The sequence below is a fragment of the Rhizobium hidalgonense genome (genome assembly GCF_002914525.1).
Lineage (GTDB): Bacteria > Pseudomonadota > Alphaproteobacteria > Rhizobiales > Rhizobiaceae > Rhizobium > Rhizobium hidalgonense.
Map to the genome: position 1 here is coordinate 35,849 of NZ_LODW01000046.1, position 18,963 is coordinate 54,811.

Below are 18,963 nucleotides of genomic sequence, written 5' to 3' on the forward strand. Positions count from 1 at the left end.
TTAATCCGCGAAATGCAAGATTGAGGCAACGCCATGAATGATCTGCTCAAGATACCTTGTGTGCTGATGCGCGGCGGAACATCTCGTGGGCCGTTCTTTCTCGCCTCAGATCTGCCCCGCGAGCAAGGCGAGCGGGACGCCGCTCTTCTCTCCATCATGGGCTCGGGGCATCCGCTGCAGATCGACGGTATTGGTGGCGGCAATCCAGTCACCTCAAAAGTCGCGATCATCGGTCCGTCGACGATCAACGGTGCCGATGTCGACTATCTCTTCGCGCAGGTCCGTACCGACCGACAGTATGTCGACTACTCGCCCAATTGCGGAAACATGCTGGCGGCCGTCGGCCCCTTTGCGATCGAGGCCGGGCTTGTTGCATCTCATGGTAGAGACACGCTGGTGCGCATCCACAACGTCAACACCGGCAAACTCATCGAAGCAAAGGTGCCGACACGCGGTGGCGAGGTTATCTATCTTGGCGACGCGTCCATCGATGGCGTCCCAGGTCTGGCAGCGCCGATCGCGCTGACATTTATGGACGCTGCAGGCGCAAAAACGGGCAAGTTGCTGCCCACTGAAAGACCGATCAATGTGATCGACGGCGTTGAGACGACAGCGATTGATTGTGCCATTCCGATGGTGCTCATGCGTGCAGCCGACGTCGGCGTGACCGGCTATGAGGATCCGCAAGCGCTTACCGACAACAGTGATCTCATCGAACGTATGACCCGCATCCGCACCCAGGCCGGACGATTGATGGGGATGGGTGATGTGAGCGACATGGTCATCCCAAAACCGGTTTTGATTGGGCCGGCCCGTAAGGGTGGTACCCTTTCGGTCCGGTATTTCATGCCCTATGACTGCCACCCTTCACTGGCCACGACCGGTGCTGTCGGCATCGCAACGGCGGCTATCACCGAAGGCTCGGTTGCCTATGATGTGGCAGGACGTCTTTCCGTACCGGCAGAGGTCTGCATCGAACACCCTGCCGGGCGCCTCGACGTGCAGCTCGAAATGCGAAACGGTGCAATCACCGCCGGGCTCGTGCGAACGGCGCGGAGACTTTTCGAAGGCTTCGCCTTCGCTAAGCCAGCGGCTGCCATTGAAGACGCTGCCTAGAGACCGCCATACTTGCAGAAAACATGAAACCGGGAGGAGACCCTCATGCGTAAATACCTTGCAACAGCCGCACTCTGTGCGTTTGCAGCATCTGCGAATGCCGAATCCGTCAGAATGAGCGTAGGTTCGTACAACCTCAACAATCTGCCTTTTCCGGTGGCGGCCAGTCTCGGCTTTTACAAGGACGAGGGTCTGGATGTAACAACCGAGAACTTCGCCCAGGGTGGGTCGAAGGTGCTTCAGGCACTGGTTGCCGGTTCCACCGACGTCGCGGTCGGCTTCTACGATCACACGATCCAGATGCAGTCCCAGAATAAGCACGTGGTGGGCTTCGTTCAACTCGCCCGCAACTCGGGTCTTGTTCTTGCAGGCAAGAACGACACGGACTTCGACCCAGCCAAGCCCGAGACGATCAAAGGCAAGATAGTCGGTATCACGTCGCCTGGTTCGTCCTCGGACTTCTTCATTCGTTATTACATGAAGCAGCACAATCTCAGCGACAATGACATCTCCATCATCGGCGTCGGTTCCGGCGCTACAGCTGTCGCCGCCCTGCAGCAGGGCAAGATCGATCTGCTTGTCAACTACGATCCTGCCGCGACGATCGTAGTCGAGCGCGGACTGGGCAAGATCCTCATTGATGCCCGCAGTGATCAGGGCGCCAAGGATGTCTACGGCGGCATCTACCCGACCTCCGTGCTTTATGCGACGCAGGACTACATCAAAGCCAATCCGGAGGTCATCCAAAAGGTCACGAATGCGACGGTTCGTGCGCTGCACTGGATGAAGCAGCATTCGGCGGAAGAAATCGTCGAGAAGCTTCCCGACGACTACGTCTCCGGCGACAAGCAAACTTACATCAAGGCGGTCGAAGCGGCCAAGGCGATCTTCTCCGAGGATGGCAAATTCAAGCCTGACGACCTTGAGACGCCGCTGGCTGTTCTAAAGAGCTTTAACGAAGTGGTCGCCAAGGCGACCATCGACCTCAACACTACCTACACCAACAAGTTCGTCGAGGCTGCTTCCTCGAAGAGCGGAAACTGAGGGCCTGCCATGTCTTCCCCAGTAAGAAAGCTTGAGTCCGTGACGGAACTCAAACCCCAGCCAATGGTGACAATCGATGACGTGACCATGGCGTTTGGTTCGTTTGTTGCCGTCCAGAACGTCAACCTGAAAGTCGGTGATGGAGAGTTTCTCTCGATCGTCGGTCCCACCGGATGCGGCAAATCGACGATCCTTAACGCTATTGCGGGCTTGTTGAAGCCGGCACAGGGCAAGGTTTCGATCGACGGTTCAGCCGTCGAGGGCGTTCAGAACAACATCGGATATCTGTTTCAGCAGGAGGCGCTTCTTCCCTGGAAGACCGCATTTCAAAATGTCGAGCTGGGTCTAATGTTCCGCCGCGTGCCCGAAGATGAGCGACGCACCAAGGTTCTGGCCTGGCTTGAAAAGGTTGGCCTTAAGGGGTTCGGCGATCGCTTTCCGCGTCAGCTCTCGGGTGGGCAGCGCAAGCGTGTTCAAATGGCCCAGGCGCTCATTACAGAACCGAAGGTCATCCTCATGGATGAGCCCTTCTCCGCGTTGGACATCCATACCCGCCACCTGATGCAGAACGAACTGCTGCGGCTGTGGCAGGAGGACCGCCGCGCAGTAGTTATGATCACTCACGACCTGGAGGAGGCAATTGCGCTCGGAGACCGCGTCGTCGTTCTCGCTGCTGGCCCTAAAAGCCGTGTCATCGAGAGCTTCCCCGTCGATCTCGAACGGCCGCGCAATGTCGCCGAGATCAAACTCGATCCGAAATTCATGACGCTCTATCGCGATATCTGGGCGTCCCTGCGTGGCGAAGTGGAGAAAAGCTATGCAAGCCGTTAATGTTCGTATCACCCAGGTCGTTCTCCTGGTCGTGCTATTGAGTGGATGGCAACTCGGCGTAACGTCCGGTGCCATCGATCGCTTCTTCTTTCCAGCGCCCCTCGACATCGTCACGCAGGTGATCGACTGGGTTGCCGATCCAGGCTTTTATAAACATGTCGGCATCACCCTCAGCGAAACCGTGCTTGGCTATCTTATTGGCACGGGCCTCGGCGTCGGCGCCGGTGTCTGGCTGGGACTCAGCCCCCTTGTCGCCCGCGTACTCGATCCGTTCATCAAGGCCATAAACGCCATTCCACGCGTCGTTCTGGCGCCGATCTTCGTCCTTTGGCTGGGGCTTGGCCTTTGGTCCAAGGTCGCTCTAGCCGTCACGTTGGTCTTCTTCGTTACCTTCTTCAATGCCATGCAAGGTGTGCGCGAAGTAAACCCGGTAGTGCTGTCGAACACCCGCATCCTAGGCGCGAGGCGCTCGGATCTGCTGCGTCACGTCTACTTCCCGGCTGCCGCGACATGGATCTTGTCGTCGCTGCGTACATCCGTCGGCTTTGCCGTCGTTGGCGCAATCATTGGCGAGTATCTTGGTGCGTCCGCCGGTCTCGGCTACCTGATTGCCCGCTCGGAAGGCAACTTTGACGCTGTGGGCGTCTTCGCAGGTATCATCATCCTGGCCGTGTTTGTTCTCATCATCGACCTCATCCTCGACTTCGCTGAGAAGAAGCTGATCACGTGGCGGCCGAATGCGGGCGAGGAGCGGCCAGCATGATGCTTCCTACCAGAAATGAGATGAGAAGGACCGGCCAGTAGGCCGATCCTTTTTGTCAGCGTCCCTTTGTCTAAAACCCGATGTTTGGGACTGCCGCCTGCTTATCGCCATGGCGGCGGGGTTCGGCCCTGACAGTTGGATGCGGATCTTTTTCACCGACACGACCGCAATTAGCGCGGCAACCTCCGTCGCGACGAGCCCGGCGAAGATCCCGAGCCCCGTCTCCGAACCCGACCATCCCTTGAGATGCAAGATATAGCCGGCACCAGCCAGAGCGCTGATCCAGCCGAGCGCCGCGAGCGCGGTTGCGAGCACGAACGACCCAAACGGCAATCTGAGAACGCCGGCAGGCAGCGCGTGGAAAATGCGCACTGTTGGCACTATCTGGCCGAGAATGGTGATCATAAAGGGGTTTCTGCGATAGGATGCAGACATCTGCTCATGAAGCTTCGGCTTGAGAAACAGCCACCTTCCGTGCCGCTCGACGAAGGTTTTCACGCGATCCTCGCCGATTGCGACGCCCGCGGCATACCAGCCGACAGCGCCGCCGATCGAACCCAACACAGCAAATCAGGCATCTCCAGACCAGATCCACGCCTGTTGAAGCTCCGGCGCCAATTGCGGGAAACAAAATGTACGACGGCAGAACGGGGATGAACTTCTCACCAGAGATGCGAGAAACACGGTTCTCAGGTCGACCGCAGTGATGAGGGCATCGGCCCACTGCCCAAGAATTTCGATCGTCATGCCGTGGCCTTTCGTGCCTCAGCTTGGGGAGGCGCTCGTAACGTCAAGCGAGATCCGGTGGATGCGATTTGGGAATACAGCGGCACGTTGGCAGGGGACGGCTGAAACAGGCGCCGAAACCAGCCGATAGGCCGTTTTACCGTTGGTGCGTTGATTCCAGCGTCCGGTTTTTCGCGCGCCCTCCCAGGCTCTGTCAGCGCTTTCACCCGCGCGAGAAATGCCGCTTCGCGACGTTCGTGCGTAATCGTCGATGAATTGGATGAACCGGGCAAGGTCTTCGTTCTCTCGCTCGACCATTTTCGTCACGTCAACCCAAACACTGTCGCGGCGCCCATCTATCGCGTTACGCGTGACAAAGACATTTCCTCGACCATCTACTCCCGCATGAACGTTCTCGTAAACCCTCGAAGAGCGCGACCGGTTCGACCGCATCGCGAACGATCTGCGCGACTACGCGATCGCGTTTGATGCCGCCGCGGAGAAAAATCCCGGACAGATGCCCGCCAGCATGCGCATGAAACCTGGAGAGGCGATAGGTGGCGGGCCGCTCGGCACCCACCTCCGCAACGAGCAGGAGTTGTCGGCGATGCCGGCGGAACACGCGTTCCACCTCATGCTGCAGGCCTGCACGACCTGCCACGTCAGATTTAGGATGGAATGATGGCCGGACCGAGTGGTGCCGCTATTGCCCGCCGGGGTCCGTCTTCAGACCGTTCAGACCGAGGCGGGAATTGATCGGCGGGAGCGGCGCTTCATCGCTCTGGTGGGCGAACTCCTCGATGATCGGGCAGTCATCGCTATGTCGATGCGCAAAGCCAGGCCACTTGGTATGACACCCGACCTGAAATCCGATCTCCTCGACGACGCCATGGAGAGCGGCAACAACGGCTTCGGCTACTCGCTGAGCCTCGAGGCCGTCAGGCTCTTTGCAGCCTCCGGGCCGTGGTCGACACGCCGCAGGCCCAGCTCGTCTACTCTTCCGTCGATTTCGACACGTTCAACGACCAGTTCGGCGCACGCGTTTCGCTTCAGGACGGCGACAGCCTGCTCAGCCGGCTCGGCCTGGCGCTCGACCGCGAAGAGAGTTTGCAGCGGGCGGACGGCGAGACGGTCCGGGCGAAAATCTACGGCATCGCCAATCTCTACGGCGAGTTTCTGGACGGCACGTCACCCGATGTCTCCGGTACCGGTTTTAAAAGCAAGAACGACCCGGTCTGGGCTGGCCTAACCCTCGGCGGCAGCGACAGTTGGAGTGAGGAACGTTTTCGCTATACGGCGAAGCGGCCGCAAAATCCTCGCTAAAAGACTTCGGCGACAGCTACGCGCTCAGCGACACTGCGGGGCTGCGCGTGAGGTCGTAGCGGTTCATCCGTTCGTTAATGACCGCTCCTGCGTCTTTTGGGGCATGATTTTTGACTAGCAGGGAAGCGATCGTTCGTTTCCCATCAAGGCGTTCACCTTGAATCTGGCGTACTCATTTCTTCAGAACGGCTTTCGGCCTTGGTTGATACATTGGTCACTCTACTTTCCGGATTCTATCAGGCTTGAAATGACCGGCGTCAGCAGCTCGACGAGCAGAGCCGGTTTGGCTTTCGTCAGCGGCTCGAGTTCCAGCATCTGCCGCATCATCTGCACCCCGGCGACAATAGCGAGAAACAACGCTGCCCGCTCCGAGGCGTGATCCCCCGATATCGCCGCGGTCGCGGTTGCGTGATGTACGCTGGCAATACGCTCACGGGCAATGCGCGCGGCCGTTGCGCTGCCCGTCGAGCGGAACAGAATCAGAAAGCCATCGAGCGGCACTTTGCCCTGCGTCGTCACGCCCACGAGCGCCTCTGCGAAGGCGCGGGACAGCTCGGCCCGCTTCAGATTGTCCTGCGATAGGATGATTGGATCCCGCATCGTATCGGTAACGACCTCGCCGAACAGTCCCTCTTTCGATCCGAAGTAACGCCCGACCATCATTGCCGTCACACCCGCGGCCTCTGCTATGCCGCGCAGGCCGGCACCGTCATAGCCATGTTCTGCAAAGGCTTTTCGGGCAGACGCGAGGATCGCGGCGCGGGTCGCATCCGCCTTGGCGGCTCTGCTGTTGGCTGGCTGGGTAAATTTCATCACACACCTGTAGACTCAATTCCAAATTCAGTATACGACCGTATATCAAAATCACGCTCTGTTCGTAGCTTATATCGTCGATCGCTCAATATCCTCTGGAGTATCACATGAACGACCTTGTTCTCGTCACGGGCGGAACTGGCTTTATCGCGCAACACTGTATCATCGCCCTGCTAAACGCTGGCTACCGAGTGAAGACAACCGTGCGATCGCTGTCGCGCGAAGCGGAGGTGCGCGCCAGTCTGAGGACCGGCGGTGTCGAGCCTGGCGACCGGCTGTCTTTCAGTGCCGCCCATCTGAGTTCGGACGATGGCTGGGCCGAGGCAACGGTCGGCTGCACCTACGCTTTTCACGGCGCATCTCCGACTCCTTCCGGCACCTATGCAAGTGAGGATGAATGGATCAAGCCCGCGGTCGAGGGCAATCTCCGGGTCCTGCGAGCGGCCCGCGACGCCAGCGTCAAGCGCGTCGTGCTGACGTCTGCCTTCGGGGCGATCGGCGCCGGGCATAAGCCGCTCGGCCGGCCTTTTGTCGAAACCGACTGGACCGATTTGAGCGGCAATGTTGCGCCCTATCAGAAATCGAAGACATTGGCCGAACGGGCATCATGGGACTTCATTTCCCGCGAAGGCGGAGGTCTCGAACTCGCATCCGTCAACCCGACCATGGTGCTTGGTCCAGCGTTGGGGCCTGACTACTCCCACTCGATACGAACGATAAAGGAGATGCTGGAAGGCCAGCCTGGGTATCCGAAGATCAAGACCTGCGTCGTCGATGTCCGCGATGTTGCCGACCTGCATCTGCGCGCCATGACCGATCCTGCCGCAAACGGCGAGCGTTTTCTGGCAACCTCGGGCGAAGGACTTTGGCTCGCTGAAATCGCCAAGCTGCTGAAAGAGCGAATGGGGGTGGTAGCAAGGAAGGTTTCGACGCGGGTTCTGCCGAACCTGCTCGTGCGGTCGATGGCGCTGGCCAACCCGGCAATGAAGGGGCTGGTGCCGCTTCTTGGGGCCAAGCTGGATGCCAGCGGCGAAAAGGCTCAACGCGTGCTCGGCTGGGCGCCGCGCTCACGCGAGGAGGCGATTGTCGCAAGCGCCGAGAGCCTCTTTCGGCTCGGTCTGATCAAGGGCTGAACGCCGTCGGCATGTTGACCACGCTGTCGCTATGGTCTGCGAGGCGCAACATGCGGACCGGCTGGTCTATGATCGCAAACGCGCCTCCGACCCAGATCAGCATAGGCTCGATCGGAGCCGCAGATCGGACGTCAAATCCCCGGAGACACTTACGGCGAGGGGTTGCACCCTTCCAATTCCGCCCTGACCGCCTTCGATCGCTTCCCGGTCCTAATAGGATCTGATTGGTACATCTCTGGAGCAACCCATGCTGTAAACGCATGGCCGACCAAGGCGCATCGCCTCGATGTGGGCTGCATCTTCCTGGACGCGGAACGGGGCGCCAGTGACTTCGACAACACTACCGTGAGCCCACTCAGGCACGCCTTCCCATATTCTTCGAGATCCACCTGATGTTGCCAGACGTGCCGTCTTTCCAGGCCGCAAGGAGATCGCGTGACATATAGCCATGAACGAGGACGATGGTCCGTGGGCCGTCACCTACAGTACCATGGTGAAGGCGAACACCCGTCTACGGCTCGGCGCTCTCTTGAGCAAGTGCAGAAAAGTTCCTGGTCTCAGTCTTTGGCATGGGGCGTCCTTCCGTCGCTAATCAATGTGCTGTCTTGCCCGTAGACGATGATCCGGATTCGGGCCTGTTGCGATACGAAAGGGGCTGTGGCCAGGTTAATTCAGCGTCCGCCCGCACTCGCGAGCGGCCCTGAGAGACGGCTAGGTAGTTCATTGTTGGACTGTCATTCTGCCCAACGCCGGTTGAGTGCCTGGCATGTGTATCCAGCCAATCCGCCGATCGCCGTTGCACCCGTGAGGTGAAGGAATGACACGGCCGTCATGTCAAGCTCGGCGGCGAATTGGCGAGCAGAGCCCAGTCGTGCGGGCAAACGGAAACGTGGTCGAACTCGCGCAAATGACGTTTGGGTTTCCGCCGAAATGCCGTGGGGTCCAGTCTTCAACTTCCGCTCGGAGGGGCGAGACTTTTCCGACAGTCAGCGCTGCCTTGTCCTTGCCAGCGCGTTCTTCGAATTCACCGGCAAAAGGTATCCGAAGGCAAAACATCGCTTCACGTTGACCGATAGTCCGATGATGGCGATTGCAGGTCTTTGGCGCGACGGGAACGGTAATCAACCACCATCATTCACGATGGTAACGACAAGGCCCGGTCCTGTCGTCGCGCGAATCCACGATCGGCAGGTCGTGGTGCTAGCTCCGCGTCGACTTGCCGACTGGATCTACCTGTCCGGACCTAAAAGCGACGTCCTCGCCCCACTGCCTGCCAGCAGCCTCCGCGTCGACCAAGTCCGGTCGGGTAGCGATTGAGCTGATGATCTATTTTACAAGCGACACGCATTTCGGCGATCCACGCGTGCTTCGCATCAACCGACGCCGGTTTTCCAAGGGAGCTGGCAAATGCCGGATGATTCTGTTCCAGCGCCCATTCCAGTCTGTCCGGGCAGTTGTCTGTAGCGTCTATTTCGGGGAGGCGCGAATTCGGATAGTCAGTTGGAGCCGGTAAGTATGCCATCCAGCATCTTGGCGTTCTTGATCGCGTAGGCATTTCGGTCGTTGTTGAAGTAGGCCCATACCCGCTTCGCACCGCTTTGATGAATGCGTTCCGCCCAGGCCTGCAGCTCGCGTTGGCTGTAGTCGTGGCGATACCACTGCTCTACTCCGTGAAACCGTATATAAATATCGTCGGCTGTCTTGACTAGCTGGTCGGGCAGGCGCGGTCCGCTCGTGGAGCAGAAGATTGCCCCGGCGCTTTCGAATGCGGCAAAGACCTCGTCATTCCACCAGCTCTTGTGGCGGAATTCAACGACGTTGCGATGGCGTGGCTCCAATTGGCCCAGAATGGTGTCGAGCAGCACCGGATCAAACTTGGCGCTCGGGGGAAGCTGAAAGAGCAGACATCCCATACGCGGGCCCAGGGTGTCGGCGATAAATCCAAAATCCTTGATTAAGTCGGCCGTGCCATCGAACCGCTTGATGTGGGTGATGAGTTCGGAAACCTTCACCGTATAGACAAAGTCTTCGCGCGCCTGTCGGAGCCAGGTCCTGATCGTAGCCACTGTCGGCCAGTTGTAAAAGGGCGCGTTCAACTCGACGGTATCAAACCGGTCCTGGTAAATCGAGAACCACTCACTCCGCTCTGCCCCCTCCGGATAGAATTGGCCTTTCCAATGCCAGTAATACCACCCAGAGCAGCCTATGTTCACCGCCCTTGCCAGTGTCGTAGAGGGCTCTGGTGGCTCGATTGTGGAGTTGATACGCACGTCGTGCATTTTCGCGGCCCTGGCAAGGTTTGTTTGCCTCTGCGCCTCGCGGCGTTCCGCGCGTCGAAGCCGCCGCTGTTCGATTTCTTCCGGAGATCTCGTCGTCGCCATGCATTCGCTCGCGCTGTGATCCTAGCTGCTTAAACCAAACGAGTAATCCTTCATCGTTGAAGGAAGGCGGTCGTTTTCATCGTCGCGCTGATGCCGCCATCCGAGCGCCGTCGCGGCGTCGGCTTCTCCCGCTTGTCTACGGGCTTTCATGGATGGCGCAGAAAAGTCCAGCATCTTTCCACCGACTTCGCCGTGACCGTTGTTGGCGACATGCAATAAGGAGGCTCCAACCTGCCATTGCGAGGATCGCCAGCCAAGCATATCAACCGAGCGAGCACTTTGTGCGGAAAGGAGCAAGTCTTGCATCCGATGGATCGCGCTATCAACACTTTCAGGATTGCTGCCTCGGGCTGAGTCCAAATCAAAAGCCAGGCATCTAACACGCCGAGTGGGAGGCTCCTGGAATAGGGCAGGACCGGTAGATTTGCTGCTAGGCCTTCGTCCACCATGTGGTGGCCATCTATCTCTTCAGGCGGAAATATGACGGGAAATGCGGATGACGCAATCAGGTGGTCGACGGTGATTGTCATTTTAGCGGAGTCGTAGACTTGCTCTTGACCGGTGGTCACGTCGACAGCATTTATGATCAGCCGAACCCCTCCGTTGTTCAGATGGTCGAAATCCACCAGCCTTCGAAGCTCGTCCCTCAAGCCGGAGCGTCCGAACAGCGAGGGAGACGAGAAACTGAATAGCCGTTGCCACCAAACCGCCGCTGATGGCCGGAATAGCGGGGGGCGCCCCTGCATCAATGTGCCAAGCGAAGAGGCGATTTTAGAGCCATTCCAATGGGGCGCGACATTTGCAATCGTGAGATCATCAGTCGCAATCTCCCAGAACTCGTCCAGCCGCGCAACGCGGTTGTCCCAATTGTTTCCGGCAATGATCGCCGCGACAATCGCGCTTACGGATGTCCCAGCGATCCGCACAGGACGGATACCAGCTCGGTGGAGGACGCTGTAAGCTCCGGCATGGTACGCACCAAGGGCATTCCCTCTCGAAAGACATAACCATATCTCGGCTGGTTCTTCCATTTGCAATCCTTCGTGACCTGTACCCAGCACGCGCATGCTCGCTACTGTGGCACCGCCTTGAACAAGTCGCGCCCGTCATTGTTCCGCGTTGAGATGCTTTCCTGTTCGCGGAAAGGACCAGCCCGCGTGATTTCGAAGATGCCGAGACAGTCACGATTATCAGCTCAATACCGCGGGGCTAGCGACCCCGGGGATGCTTGAGCGCTAGTCGGTTCACAGAGCTTCAGAAGCCTCACAGGCGATGAGGTTATGCGATCATGGCGGGGCTCGCTCCGCTCCGGTGCCCATCTGCGCTATCATGATGGGCGGCGCTCTTGCCTCGCCGCTATGACAGCTTCGCACCTTCATTTCAGCCATTCGATCAACTCGGTCAGACGCCTTGAAGCAGCCCGTCCGCTTCTTGTGCTTGGACTTTTATCGCACGGCAAAAGTCAGGTGACGGCGTCTCAATGAATCCCTTCCGTAGGCCAGATCTGGTGGCTTATCAAAAAGGAGGCGCGTGTCGGCAGTTCGTATCCTTTCAAGACAACGGTTTGTTGTTGCTCACGGCTTCGCCAATCGACGCTTTTCTCAAGGCTAAGGATTGTGATACAAATCCTCGGATAATAGATTTTATCCTCCGAGTGTTTGTATCAATGCCGGCTTCCGTCACCCAACGCGAAATCGCCCGAACTGTGCTCGCTTCATGCGGGATAGCAAGTCTGGCGGACTGCGGAATGCAGGCGTAACGGCGGCCACCATGAGCCGGATGGAACGAGATGGCGAGGTCGTGCGGCTTGCCCGCGGTCTTTATCAACTCTCCGATGCGGAACTCGATGCCAACCACAGTCTGGCAGAGATTGCCAACGCGTCCCGAAGGCCGTTGTCTGCCTTGTTTCGGCCCTCGCTTTCCACGGCTTGACGGATCAACTTCCGAGGCAAACCTGGCTTGCCATAGGCCGCAACGACTAGGCCCCACAACTGAACGGCCCTGCTACGCGCATCGTCCGTTTCACAGACAACCTTCTCAACGACAGCGTCGAGACCCATATCGTTGAAGGCGTTCCGGTGAAGATTTTTGGAATTTCCAAGACGATTGCCGATTGCTTTGCTATCGCAACAAGATTGGCCTATCCGTGGCGATTGAGGGGCTGCAGGAGACGCTGCGGCGCCGAAGGGGTACTCCTGGCGAAATTGCTGATCAGGCCGAGCGCGGTGGTGTTGGCACGGTGATCCGGCCGTATCTCGAGGCACTAAACGCCAATGGCTAAAGAAATCAGAAATCCTGGCGCCTCGGTGCGCGCCCGCCTGTTGCAACTCGCCAAGGCAAGCGGACAAAGCTTCGATTTGGTTCTGACGCGTTTTGCGCTTGAGCGGTTATTATTCCGGCTCAACCGGTCACCCCATGCGGGCCGTTTTGTGCTGAAGGGTGCGATGCTGATGATGAGTTGGTTTGACGATCCGCACCGCGGCACGCGTGATCTCGACCTTTTGGGCTTTGGCAGTCCCGAGCCGGAGCCGATGCTGAAGACCTTTCGGGAGATTCTGGCGCAACAGGCCGATGATGGCGTCACGTTCGACGCAGAAAACTTTACGCGTAGATCGCATTCGCTAGGGACTGGAATATGGTGGGCTCAGGCCTGCGGGTGGTCGCCTCGATCAGCGGCACCCGGATCACCCTGACGATCGACATCGGGTTTGGCGATGCGCTCGAGCTTGGGGCGGAGGTGCTAGTTATCCCTCTGTGCTGGGTTTTCCGATGCCCCGGCTCCGAGCGTATGCGCGCGAGACGGTCCTTGCCGAGAAGTTCCAGGCGATGGTCATGCTGGGGCGTGCAAACAGCGGGATGAAGGACTTCTTCGATATCTGGATTCTCAGAAGGTCATTCGATTTCAATGATGACAGGTTGGCGCGTGCAATCACGGCGACTTTCGAGCGGCGCGACACTCCGATCCCCGCTGAGGTACCAGACGCCCTAACCGACCCCTTTGCAAAGGACGAGGAAAAGCAACGGCAATGGCACGCATTCATTGAAAGCGTTGCACACGAACCCGGCAATCTGACGGACGTCATCGCGGAGATTGCCACGTTCCTGGTGCTACACGCTGTTGCGGCTGCGAGGCTGGGTAAATGAGCGGGTCTAGTCACCACCGTCGGGCTATGGAGCGATTGCAAATCGATTGCGCTGATGAAGTAATAACGGGGTCGGCGGTTCGGTCTTCAACTGCAGAGAGTACTAATCTTTTGAGGCCGTCATTGCTGATATTTTGTGGGGTCGGATCAGCGGAAGTCCCTCAGGCCTCTTGTCCAGAATAACGAAAACCGGGCGCTTGCCTCGTTGCGCATAGCCTGACGCCTACTTGAGGAACGTCGCCTGAAGGTGGTCGATGAACGCGCGCACCGCCGGATTGGTGCGCCGACTTTCCGGCCACAGGGCGGTGATGTTGTGTCGATCAACAGCGTAGTCTGCAAGCACGGGAACGAGTTCGCCTCTTGCAACATAGGGCGCTGTCATGAATGTCGCGGCCATTCCAATTCCTCCCCCCGCTGCCACTGTGGCCATAACAGCATCGCTTGCATCAACGACGATCTGAGCCGACGGCAGGATCTCGATCGTCTTCCCACCGATCTGGAAAGGCCATCGAAACAGCTGGCCGCTGTTCTGGTACCGCATGTTGACCGTGTCGTGGCTGTGTAATTCGTGGGGATGGGCAGGCGTGCCACGTGCTTCGATATAGGCCGGCGATGCGTAGGCACAAAGACGAAGCGCGGACATCCGCTTTGACAAAAGGCTTGAATCCGGAAGCTCCCCTATTCGGATTGCGATATCGATCCCTTCTTCAACGAGATCCACGACCTGGTCGCTCAGTCGCAGATCGATCGACACGTTGGGATGTCGCCGCCGGAAGTCCGGTAGCGCAGCGGAAATGACGTGGATCCCGACGGGGAGGGAGGCTGCCACTCGCAAGGTCCCCGCGGGTTCGGATCGTGCGGCTATGGCGGTCTGTTCAATCGCTTCGGCATCCTGGAGCAGTTTGAGCGCACGTTCGTGTAACTCCCTACCCTCGGTGGTCAGCACCAAAGAGCGCGTTGTGCGCGTGAAAAGTGGAATCCCAAGTCGTTGCTCAAGGCGTTGGATGCTTTTGCTGACGGCGGAAGGGGAGATGGCCAGCGCGCGGGCAGCCGCTGTGAAGCTGCCAAGAGAGCCTGCCCGCGCAAAAGCGATGAGACCGGTGAGACGTTCCAGTGCGATTTGTTCCTTCATGGAATGATAGAAGCGATTTACGGGCGGATTATCAATAGAGCGCGAGACGATTATCTTGTGGCACTACGAAACGCCATGGAGGCTTGAGTGACAAACTTGATGAAGGCAGTGCAATTTCATCGCTTCGGCGGACCGGATGTTCTCCAGTACGAGGATGCGCCGAAGCCGCAGATCACGGAAAAGGACGTCCTGGTTCGTGTGCATGCTGTTGGGCTCAACCCGCCGGACTGGTATCTGCGCGAGGGCTTCAAGGCACTTACGCCGGAATGGCGTCCGAAGGTCGATTTCCCTGCCATAGCCGGCACCGATATATCGGGTGTTGTCGAAGCTGTCGGCGATGACGTATCCGGTTTTTCTGTCGGCGACGAAGTCTATTCGATGGTTCGCTTCCCGAGTGGGCTTGCCGGAGGAAGCCGGGGATATGCGGAATATGTGGCCGTCTCGCCCTCCGAGCTTGCCCACAAACCGAAAGGCATCGACCACGTTCGGGCGGCCGCCGCTCCGATGTCTCTGCTGACGGCCTGGCAGTTCCTGATCGATGTCGGACATGACGAATCGAACCCGCTTCAGCCTCACAGGCACAAACCGGTTCCGCTGGAAGGGAAAACGGTGCTGGGCGGCCGGCGGCGTCGGTCACTTCGCATTACAACTTGCGAAGTGGAGGGGGGCCCATGTCATCGCCGTTGCATCGGGAAAAAACGAAGCCCTGCTGCGTGATCTCGGCGCTGATAAGTTCATCGACTACACCAGGCAGGCGCCGGAGGATGTCGTCCGCGAGGTCGATCTCGTTGTCGACGGCGTGGGCGGTCCGAAATCTGGGCGCTTCCTGCGCACCCTGAAGCGGGGCGGAACACTGTTTCCGATTTTCTCTCTCGGTTTCGAAGGTGCAGACGAGGCGAGGGAACGGGGCGTCACCGTATCAACCACGCAAGTCAGATCCAGCGGTACGCAGCTGGAGGAAATCGCCCCGCTGCTGAGCGACGGCACGATCAAGGTCGTCATCGATGGCACCTATCTGCTGGAGCAGGCATCCGATGCTCACGCCCGCGCTGAGCAGGGTCACATCCAGGGCAAAATTGTCCTGACCGTTCGATAAATGAGGCGGCCACTGACTGCATTGTGGTCAGTGCCATCCCTTAACGAGAAGGCTTGATGAACATGGACCGCAGACTGACGCAAGGAACCGGTGAATGGTTTGCCATGGTCGGATCAATGATGTGTGATGCGGCGAGGGGCTTCGGCCTGTCGCCGGATCTGACCGTGTCTTTTGTCGAGCGCTATACGGACGGCGTCGTCCTTGCAGATGGGTCCATTCAAGGAATTCGTTTTGATATCACCAACGGCATCCCCACGTTCCGATATGGCGTCGGCCGCGGCGAGGGTGGGGATATTACGATCGAGATTACGTCTTCCGTCGCACGGAAACTCAATCTCGTGAAAACCACGGATCCTGAATACAAGGCCGCGGTAAAATCAGCCTTGCAATCGGGTGGTATGAAGGTCCAAGGCGATCCGGCGCTCTTGGGGAACTGGTTTAGCCAAATCCACGATCCTATTGTCGAGCTGACCATCTGATGTGACCGCAATGTCGGACCCGACGATATTCCGTTTCTTTCGGATAACGGCATGGCGATTGACGCCGATGGTCCCACACCAGCAGCAATCACACTCACCCGATTTAGACACGCGTCAACGAGCCTTCCGCAAGTACCGTTGCCAGCCCGGAAGGATTTTCCAGGCTCATCGAGTGACCGGCATCCGGGACCACATAGACCGATATCCCATACGCGGGCAGAACGTCTTGGTCGGGATCGGGAAGGCTGTGTTGCCCAAAGATAGTACGATTTTTGTGCCGGATGATGCAGGAAGCGAGAGCGCCAACCCGGACTGCTGCCTTCGACGAGAGATTTGGCTCCGCTATAGACCGCACTTGCGGACGCCGCCCGCATGGTGGCCGCCCAGCCTATATCGCCCGCCGCCTCTGTTGGGTGACGATGTGGCGGCCGGTCGGACGGGTTGCGCCGAGGATGAGGATCTTCGGTGCAGCGGTGTTTTGCGTTTCAGGGGCGAGGGAATTCATGATCTCAATCCTTTAAAAGACGGGCGCCTCCGCGAAGGCTGACCCGTTTTTGGTTTCGATTGCAGTTATCAGAGCCGGTTATCGGCGAGCAGTTCACGTGTCCGCTTCAGCGTCGAAAGCAAAGCTGCCTTGTAGCCTTTGTCGCTGTCGAACTGCGCTTGCTCGGCCTGCTCTTCGGGTCCGTTCGGCTGTTTGCCTCGAAGGCCAAGGTAGCAGCAGAAGCGAAGTTGAAGTGCGCCGGCTCCATCCTCGAACACTTCGTTGACGATGGCGCCTTCGCGAGGGCCGGTTGCCTGAAAGAACGTCACCTTACTCTGAGGCTCCAGAGTGATGATCTCCCTGATGGCAGAGCCGGCGATCGTGGCTTCGCGGACGAAATGGGTCGTGCTTTCCTCTAAGACATCGCAGCGGGTGCAGAGGCCCGGCGGCAGAAACAGGCGCGCATCGCGTGCCTTCAATTCCAGGCCCTTCCAGACCTGTTCCCTCGTGAGTTTGATTTCGCCTTCGGGATTTACGGCAACGGTCGCGGTCGAATAGATCATGACGATAGTCCTTGTTTTGAGATGTGGGGCAGCCTGCTTCAGGCGGAGGCCGCAGCTTCCGAAGCGAAGGCGCGATAGGAGCGAAGCGGGCGGCCAAGCAACGTCGTCAGGCGCTCGACATCGCCGCCTTCCGGCAGCATGCCATCGGTCAGGAACCGTTCGCCCATCATGCGCATGTCGTAGGCCATCCAGGCGGGCATGAACTGCTTGAGGTTCTGCTCAAAGGCAGCTGTATCGCCACCACCATAGTTGATTGGGCGTCCGAGGACGTCCGACCAGATGGCCGCGATATCCGTTCCGGCCAGTGTTTCGGGACCGACCAGATTGATGCGAGTGAGTGGAAGCGGCTGTGCAGCCTGCTCACGACGCATCAGTTCCAGGGCCGCGATCTCCGCGATATCACGCACATCAATCATTGCGAGGCCCCTGTCACCGACCGGCATCGGATAAACGCCATGGCCGGCGACGACATCCTTTATCGTCAGATCATTCTGGATGAAGTAGGCGGGGCGCAGGATTGTGGCGGCCATGCCCATCTGCTCGATCATCCGCTCCACGGCGAACTTGCCGGCGAAATGCGGTACGTTCACGTAGACGTCGGCGTGGATCACCGACAGGTAGACAATCCGGTCGATGCCAGCCGACCGTGCCACATTGAGTGCGATCAGAGCCTGGGTGAATTCGTCCGGTACGACGGCGTTCAGCAGGAAGAGCGTGGAGATGCCATCAAAGGCAGCGCGCATGGAGTCGATGTCGAGAAAGTCGCCCTTCGCAACTGCAACGCCTGCCGGAAAGTTTGCTTGGGAGGGGTCGCGAACGAGGGCACGTACATCTGCGCCGCGGTTGACGAGGTGCTGGATGACTTGCGAGCCAATATTGCCTGTGGCGCCGGTAATGAGAATGGTCATGGGAGTATCTCCGGGTTTGTTTGCTTGACACCACGAATATGGATGGTTCACTGACGACCCGATAGACGCATAATATAGACGCGCCGTCTCGGTGGTGGAACACTATGGACCTGCTTGCTCTTGCCGATTTCAACCTTGTTGCGCGACATGGCGGCTTTGGCAAAGCGGCCCGCGCCACCGGACGGCCGAAAGCAACACTGTCGCGGCGCGTCACGGAATTGGAGGCGGCGCTCCAGCTTCGGCTCTTCGAACGCGGCGCTCGCAACCTCAAGCTCACGGAAGAAGGGCGTGCGCTCTACGAGCGAACAGCCGTCTTGCTGATCGAACTGGACGAGACTGCGGCAGCGATCGCATCCGGTGCCGAAAAGCCACGCGGCCGATTGCGGATCAGCGCGCCACTCCTGCTGTCGCAGACAGCCATGGGCAAGATCGCGGCAGGTTTTGCGCTAAAATACCCGGATGTCAGACTTGAAATCACGACGGAAGATCGAGCCGTCGATATGATCGAGGAGGGGTATGACCTTGTGATCCGCGTCAACCCGGCTCCGGACGAAAGCCTCGTCGGCCGGGCCTTCCTGCATGACCGTCTGGTTGTCGTGGCACGTCCCGATCTCGCGCGCCCCACTGGCGGTCAGTCAGTTGCGGGCATCGTCCGGGGAGGGGCAGGCTCTGAGATCTGGAATGTCATGACCACCGAGGGGCCCATTAAGATTAGGATCGATCCGGTCCTCGTCCTGTCGTCCCTCATCATGGTTCGGGACGCGGTGAGGGCAGGCGTCGGGGCCGCACGCCTGCCGATCTCGCTGGTGAGCCAGGATCTCGCTGATGGGACATTGCAGCGCTGGGGCGACATCGAGGGTTCCGAGATCGCGCTGTGGGCGCTTTATCCGTCGCGGCGCCTTTTGAGCGCGCGGGTTTCTGCCTTCCTCCATTTCCTGAGTGAGGCTTTTCCCAAGGGTACGCCTGAGGAACTTGCTGCGTATATCGGCAGCTGAGCCGCCTAAGCTTCAAGATCCATACTCGAGACG

General features: G+C 58.8%; 16 protein-coding genes and 6 pseudogenes. 14 read left to right on the forward strand and 8 right to left on the reverse strand.

Annotated features, from left to right (window positions below):
* Positions 1 to 33: 33 nt before the first annotated feature.
* From ATY29_RS08285 to ATY29_RS08300, 4 genes are all read left to right on the forward strand, one after another.
* A complete protein-coding gene (locus tag ATY29_RS08285) occupies positions 34 to 1,116 on the forward strand; it encodes a 4-oxalomesaconate tautomerase (protein WP_097535859.1) in 1,083 nt (360 codons plus the stop codon).
* A gap of 45 nt (positions 1,117 to 1,161) precedes the next feature.
* A complete protein-coding gene (locus ATY29_RS08290; RefSeq protein ID WP_165779406.1) occupies positions 1,162 to 2,160 on the forward strand; it encodes an ABC transporter substrate-binding protein in 999 nt (332 codons plus the stop codon).
* A gap of 63 nt (positions 2,161 to 2,223) precedes the next feature.
* Positions 2,224 to 2,991: an ABC transporter ATP-binding protein gene (locus ATY29_RS08295; RefSeq protein WP_165779412.1), complete on the forward strand. Its 768-nt coding sequence runs from the start codon at positions 2,224 to 2,226 to the stop codon at positions 2,989 to 2,991.
* A complete protein-coding gene (locus ATY29_RS08300) occupies positions 2,978 to 3,754 on the forward strand; it encodes an ABC transporter permease (RefSeq protein WP_097535863.1) in 777 nt (258 codons plus the stop codon). The genes ATY29_RS08295 and ATY29_RS08300 overlap by 14 nt, the downstream gene beginning before the upstream one ends.
* Positions 3,755 to 3,760: 6 nt before the next feature.
* Here the strand turns inward: ATY29_RS08300 and ATY29_RS08305 are convergent, their stop codons facing one another.
* A complete protein-coding gene (locus ATY29_RS08305) occupies positions 3,761 to 4,318 on the reverse strand; it encodes a DedA family protein (RefSeq protein ID WP_097535865.1) in 558 nt (185 codons plus the stop codon).
* Positions 4,319 to 4,324: 6 nt separating this feature from the next.
* Positions 4,325 to 4,501 carry a hypothetical protein gene (locus ATY29_RS36795; RefSeq protein WP_165779407.1) on the reverse strand — a complete coding sequence of 59 codons (177 nt, stop codon included), beginning with the start codon at positions 4,499 to 4,501 and terminating at the stop codon, positions 4,325 to 4,327.
* Positions 4,502 to 4,904: 403 nt separating this feature from the next.
* Here ATY29_RS36795 and ATY29_RS37535 point away from each other — a divergent pair.
* Positions 4,905 to 5,162 (forward strand): annotated as a pseudogene (locus ATY29_RS37535) (cytochrome C); the annotation flags it as partial.
* 149 nt (positions 5,163 to 5,311) lie between these two features.
* Positions 5,312 to 5,803 (forward strand): annotated as a pseudogene (locus ATY29_RS08320) (autotransporter outer membrane beta-barrel domain-containing protein); the annotation flags it as partial.
* A gap of 219 nt (positions 5,804 to 6,022) precedes the next feature.
* Here ATY29_RS08320 and ATY29_RS08325 read toward each other — a convergent pair.
* Positions 6,023 to 6,616 (reverse strand): TetR/AcrR family transcriptional regulator, encoded by a 594-nt coding sequence (locus ATY29_RS08325; protein WP_097535869.1) that lies wholly within the window; start codon positions 6,614 to 6,616, stop codon positions 6,023 to 6,025.
* A 107-nt stretch (positions 6,617 to 6,723) separates the two neighbouring features.
* Here ATY29_RS08325 and ATY29_RS08330 point away from each other — a divergent pair, with 107 nt between their 5' ends.
* The 3 genes and pseudogenes from ATY29_RS08330 to ATY29_RS38485 form a co-directional block, all read left to right on the forward strand.
* A complete protein-coding gene (locus ATY29_RS08330; protein ID WP_097535871.1) occupies positions 6,724 to 7,749 on the forward strand; it encodes an SDR family oxidoreductase in 1,026 nt (341 codons plus the stop codon).
* A gap of 930 nt (positions 7,750 to 8,679) precedes the next feature.
* A complete protein-coding gene (locus ATY29_RS08345) occupies positions 8,680 to 9,066 on the forward strand; it encodes an SOS response-associated peptidase family protein (RefSeq protein ID WP_310856056.1) in 387 nt (128 codons plus the stop codon).
* Between the two features lie 4 nt (positions 9,067 to 9,070).
* A pseudogene (locus ATY29_RS38485) lies at positions 9,071 to 9,151 on the forward strand (SOS response-associated peptidase family protein); the annotation flags it as partial.
* Positions 9,152 to 9,245: 94 nt separating this feature from the next.
* Here ATY29_RS38485 and ATY29_RS08350 read toward each other — a convergent pair.
* Both ATY29_RS08350 and ATY29_RS08355 read right to left on the reverse strand, forming a co-directional pair.
* Positions 9,246 to 10,130 (reverse strand): DUF72 domain-containing protein, encoded by an 885-nt coding sequence (locus ATY29_RS08350; RefSeq protein ID WP_165779408.1) that lies wholly within the window; start codon positions 10,128 to 10,130, stop codon positions 9,246 to 9,248.
* Between the two features lie 146 nt (positions 10,131 to 10,276).
* Positions 10,277 to 11,161, reverse strand: coding sequence for a patatin-like phospholipase family protein (locus ATY29_RS08355; protein ID WP_165779409.1), 885 nt, complete (start codon positions 11,159 to 11,161; stop codon positions 10,277 to 10,279).
* Between the two features lie 635 nt (positions 11,162 to 11,796).
* Between ATY29_RS08355 and ATY29_RS37540 the strand changes: the two are divergent.
* Positions 11,797 to 12,411, forward strand: a pseudogene (locus ATY29_RS37540) (type IV toxin-antitoxin system AbiEi family antitoxin domain-containing protein).
* Positions 12,404 to 13,274: pseudogene (locus ATY29_RS08365) on the forward strand (nucleotidyl transferase AbiEii/AbiGii toxin family protein). The pseudogenes ATY29_RS37540 and ATY29_RS08365 overlap by 8 nt, the downstream one beginning before the upstream one ends.
* 222 nt (positions 13,275 to 13,496) lie before the next feature.
* Here the strand turns inward: ATY29_RS08365 and ATY29_RS08370 are convergent.
* Positions 13,497 to 14,405 (reverse strand): LysR family transcriptional regulator, encoded by a 909-nt coding sequence (locus ATY29_RS08370; protein WP_003567881.1) that lies wholly within the window; start codon positions 14,403 to 14,405, stop codon positions 13,497 to 13,499.
* Between the two features lie 99 nt (positions 14,406 to 14,504).
* On the opposite strand from ATY29_RS08370, the pseudogene ATY29_RS08375 reads away from it, so the two are divergent.
* Together ATY29_RS08375 and ATY29_RS08380 are read left to right on the forward strand one after the other, a co-directional pair.
* A pseudogene (locus ATY29_RS08375) lies at positions 14,505 to 15,501 on the forward strand (NADP-dependent oxidoreductase).
* 56 nt (positions 15,502 to 15,557) lie between these two features.
* Complete coding sequence (locus tag ATY29_RS08380) at positions 15,558 to 15,980, forward strand: hypothetical protein (RefSeq protein WP_097535875.1); 423 nt, start codon at positions 15,558 to 15,560, stop codon at positions 15,978 to 15,980.
* A 573-nt stretch (positions 15,981 to 16,553) separates the two neighbouring features.
* On the opposite strand, the gene ATY29_RS08385 is transcribed toward ATY29_RS08380, so the two are convergent.
* Both ATY29_RS08385 and ATY29_RS08390 read right to left on the reverse strand, forming a co-directional pair.
* Positions 16,554 to 17,027, reverse strand: a complete 474-nt coding sequence (locus ATY29_RS08385; RefSeq protein ID WP_097535877.1) for an SRPBCC family protein — start codon at positions 17,025 to 17,027, stop codon at positions 16,554 to 16,556.
* Between the two features lie 38 nt (positions 17,028 to 17,065).
* Positions 17,066 to 17,935 (reverse strand): SDR family oxidoreductase, encoded by an 870-nt coding sequence (locus tag ATY29_RS08390; protein WP_097535879.1) that lies wholly within the window; start codon positions 17,933 to 17,935, stop codon positions 17,066 to 17,068.
* Between the two features lie 104 nt (positions 17,936 to 18,039).
* On the opposite strand from ATY29_RS08390, the gene ATY29_RS08395 reads away from it, so the two are divergent.
* Entirely contained in the window at positions 18,040 to 18,930 is an 891-nt protein-coding gene (locus ATY29_RS08395; RefSeq protein ID WP_097535881.1) for a LysR family transcriptional regulator, read from the forward strand.
* The last annotated feature ends 33 nt before the right edge of the window (positions 18,931 to 18,963 follow it).

Excerpts from the sequence above, each read along its gene's own strand:
- ATY29_RS08325 (WP_097535869.1), bottom strand. The coding sequence starts at position 6,616 with ATGAAATTTACCCAGCCAGCCAACAGCAGAGCCGCCAAGGCGGATGCG.
- ATY29_RS08330 (WP_097535871.1), top strand. The coding sequence starts at position 6,724 with ATGAACGACCTTGTTCTCGTCACGGGCGGAACTGGCTTTATCGCGCAA.
- ATY29_RS08390 (WP_097535879.1), bottom strand. The coding sequence starts at position 17,935 with ATGACCATTCTCATTACCGGCGCCACAGGCAATATTGGCTCGCAAGTC.
- ATY29_RS08385 (WP_097535877.1), bottom strand. The coding sequence starts at position 17,027 with ATGATCTATTCGACCGCGACCGTTGCCGTAAATCCCGAAGGCGAAATC.
- ATY29_RS08295 (WP_165779412.1), top strand. The coding sequence starts at position 2,224 with ATGGTGACAATCGATGACGTGACCATGGCGTTTGGTTCGTTTGTTGCC.
- ATY29_RS08355 (WP_165779409.1), bottom strand. The coding sequence starts at position 11,161 with ATGGAAGAACCAGCCGAGATATGGTTATGTCTTTCGAGAGGGAATGCC.
- ATY29_RS08395 (WP_097535881.1), top strand. The coding sequence starts at position 18,040 with ATGGACCTGCTTGCTCTTGCCGATTTCAACCTTGTTGCGCGACATGGC.
- ATY29_RS08290 (WP_165779406.1), top strand. The coding sequence starts at position 1,162 with ATGCGTAAATACCTTGCAACAGCCGCACTCTGTGCGTTTGCAGCATCT.
- ATY29_RS08380 (WP_097535875.1), top strand. The coding sequence starts at position 15,558 with ATGAACATGGACCGCAGACTGACGCAAGGAACCGGTGAATGGTTTGCC.
- ATY29_RS36795 (WP_165779407.1), bottom strand. The coding sequence starts at position 4,501 with ATGACGATCGAAATTCTTGGGCAGTGGGCCGATGCCCTCATCACTGCG.
- ATY29_RS08350 (WP_165779408.1), bottom strand. The coding sequence starts at position 10,130 with ATGGCGACGACGAGATCTCCGGAAGAAATCGAACAGCGGCGGCTTCGA.
- ATY29_RS08300 (WP_097535863.1), top strand. The coding sequence starts at position 2,978 with ATGCAAGCCGTTAATGTTCGTATCACCCAGGTCGTTCTCCTGGTCGTG.
- ATY29_RS08345 (WP_310856056.1), top strand. The coding sequence starts at position 8,680 with ATGCCGTGGGGTCCAGTCTTCAACTTCCGCTCGGAGGGGCGAGACTTT.
- ATY29_RS08370 (WP_003567881.1), bottom strand. The coding sequence starts at position 14,405 with ATGAAGGAACAAATCGCACTGGAACGTCTCACCGGTCTCATCGCTTTT.
- ATY29_RS08285 (WP_097535859.1), top strand. The coding sequence starts at position 34 with ATGAATGATCTGCTCAAGATACCTTGTGTGCTGATGCGCGGCGGAACA.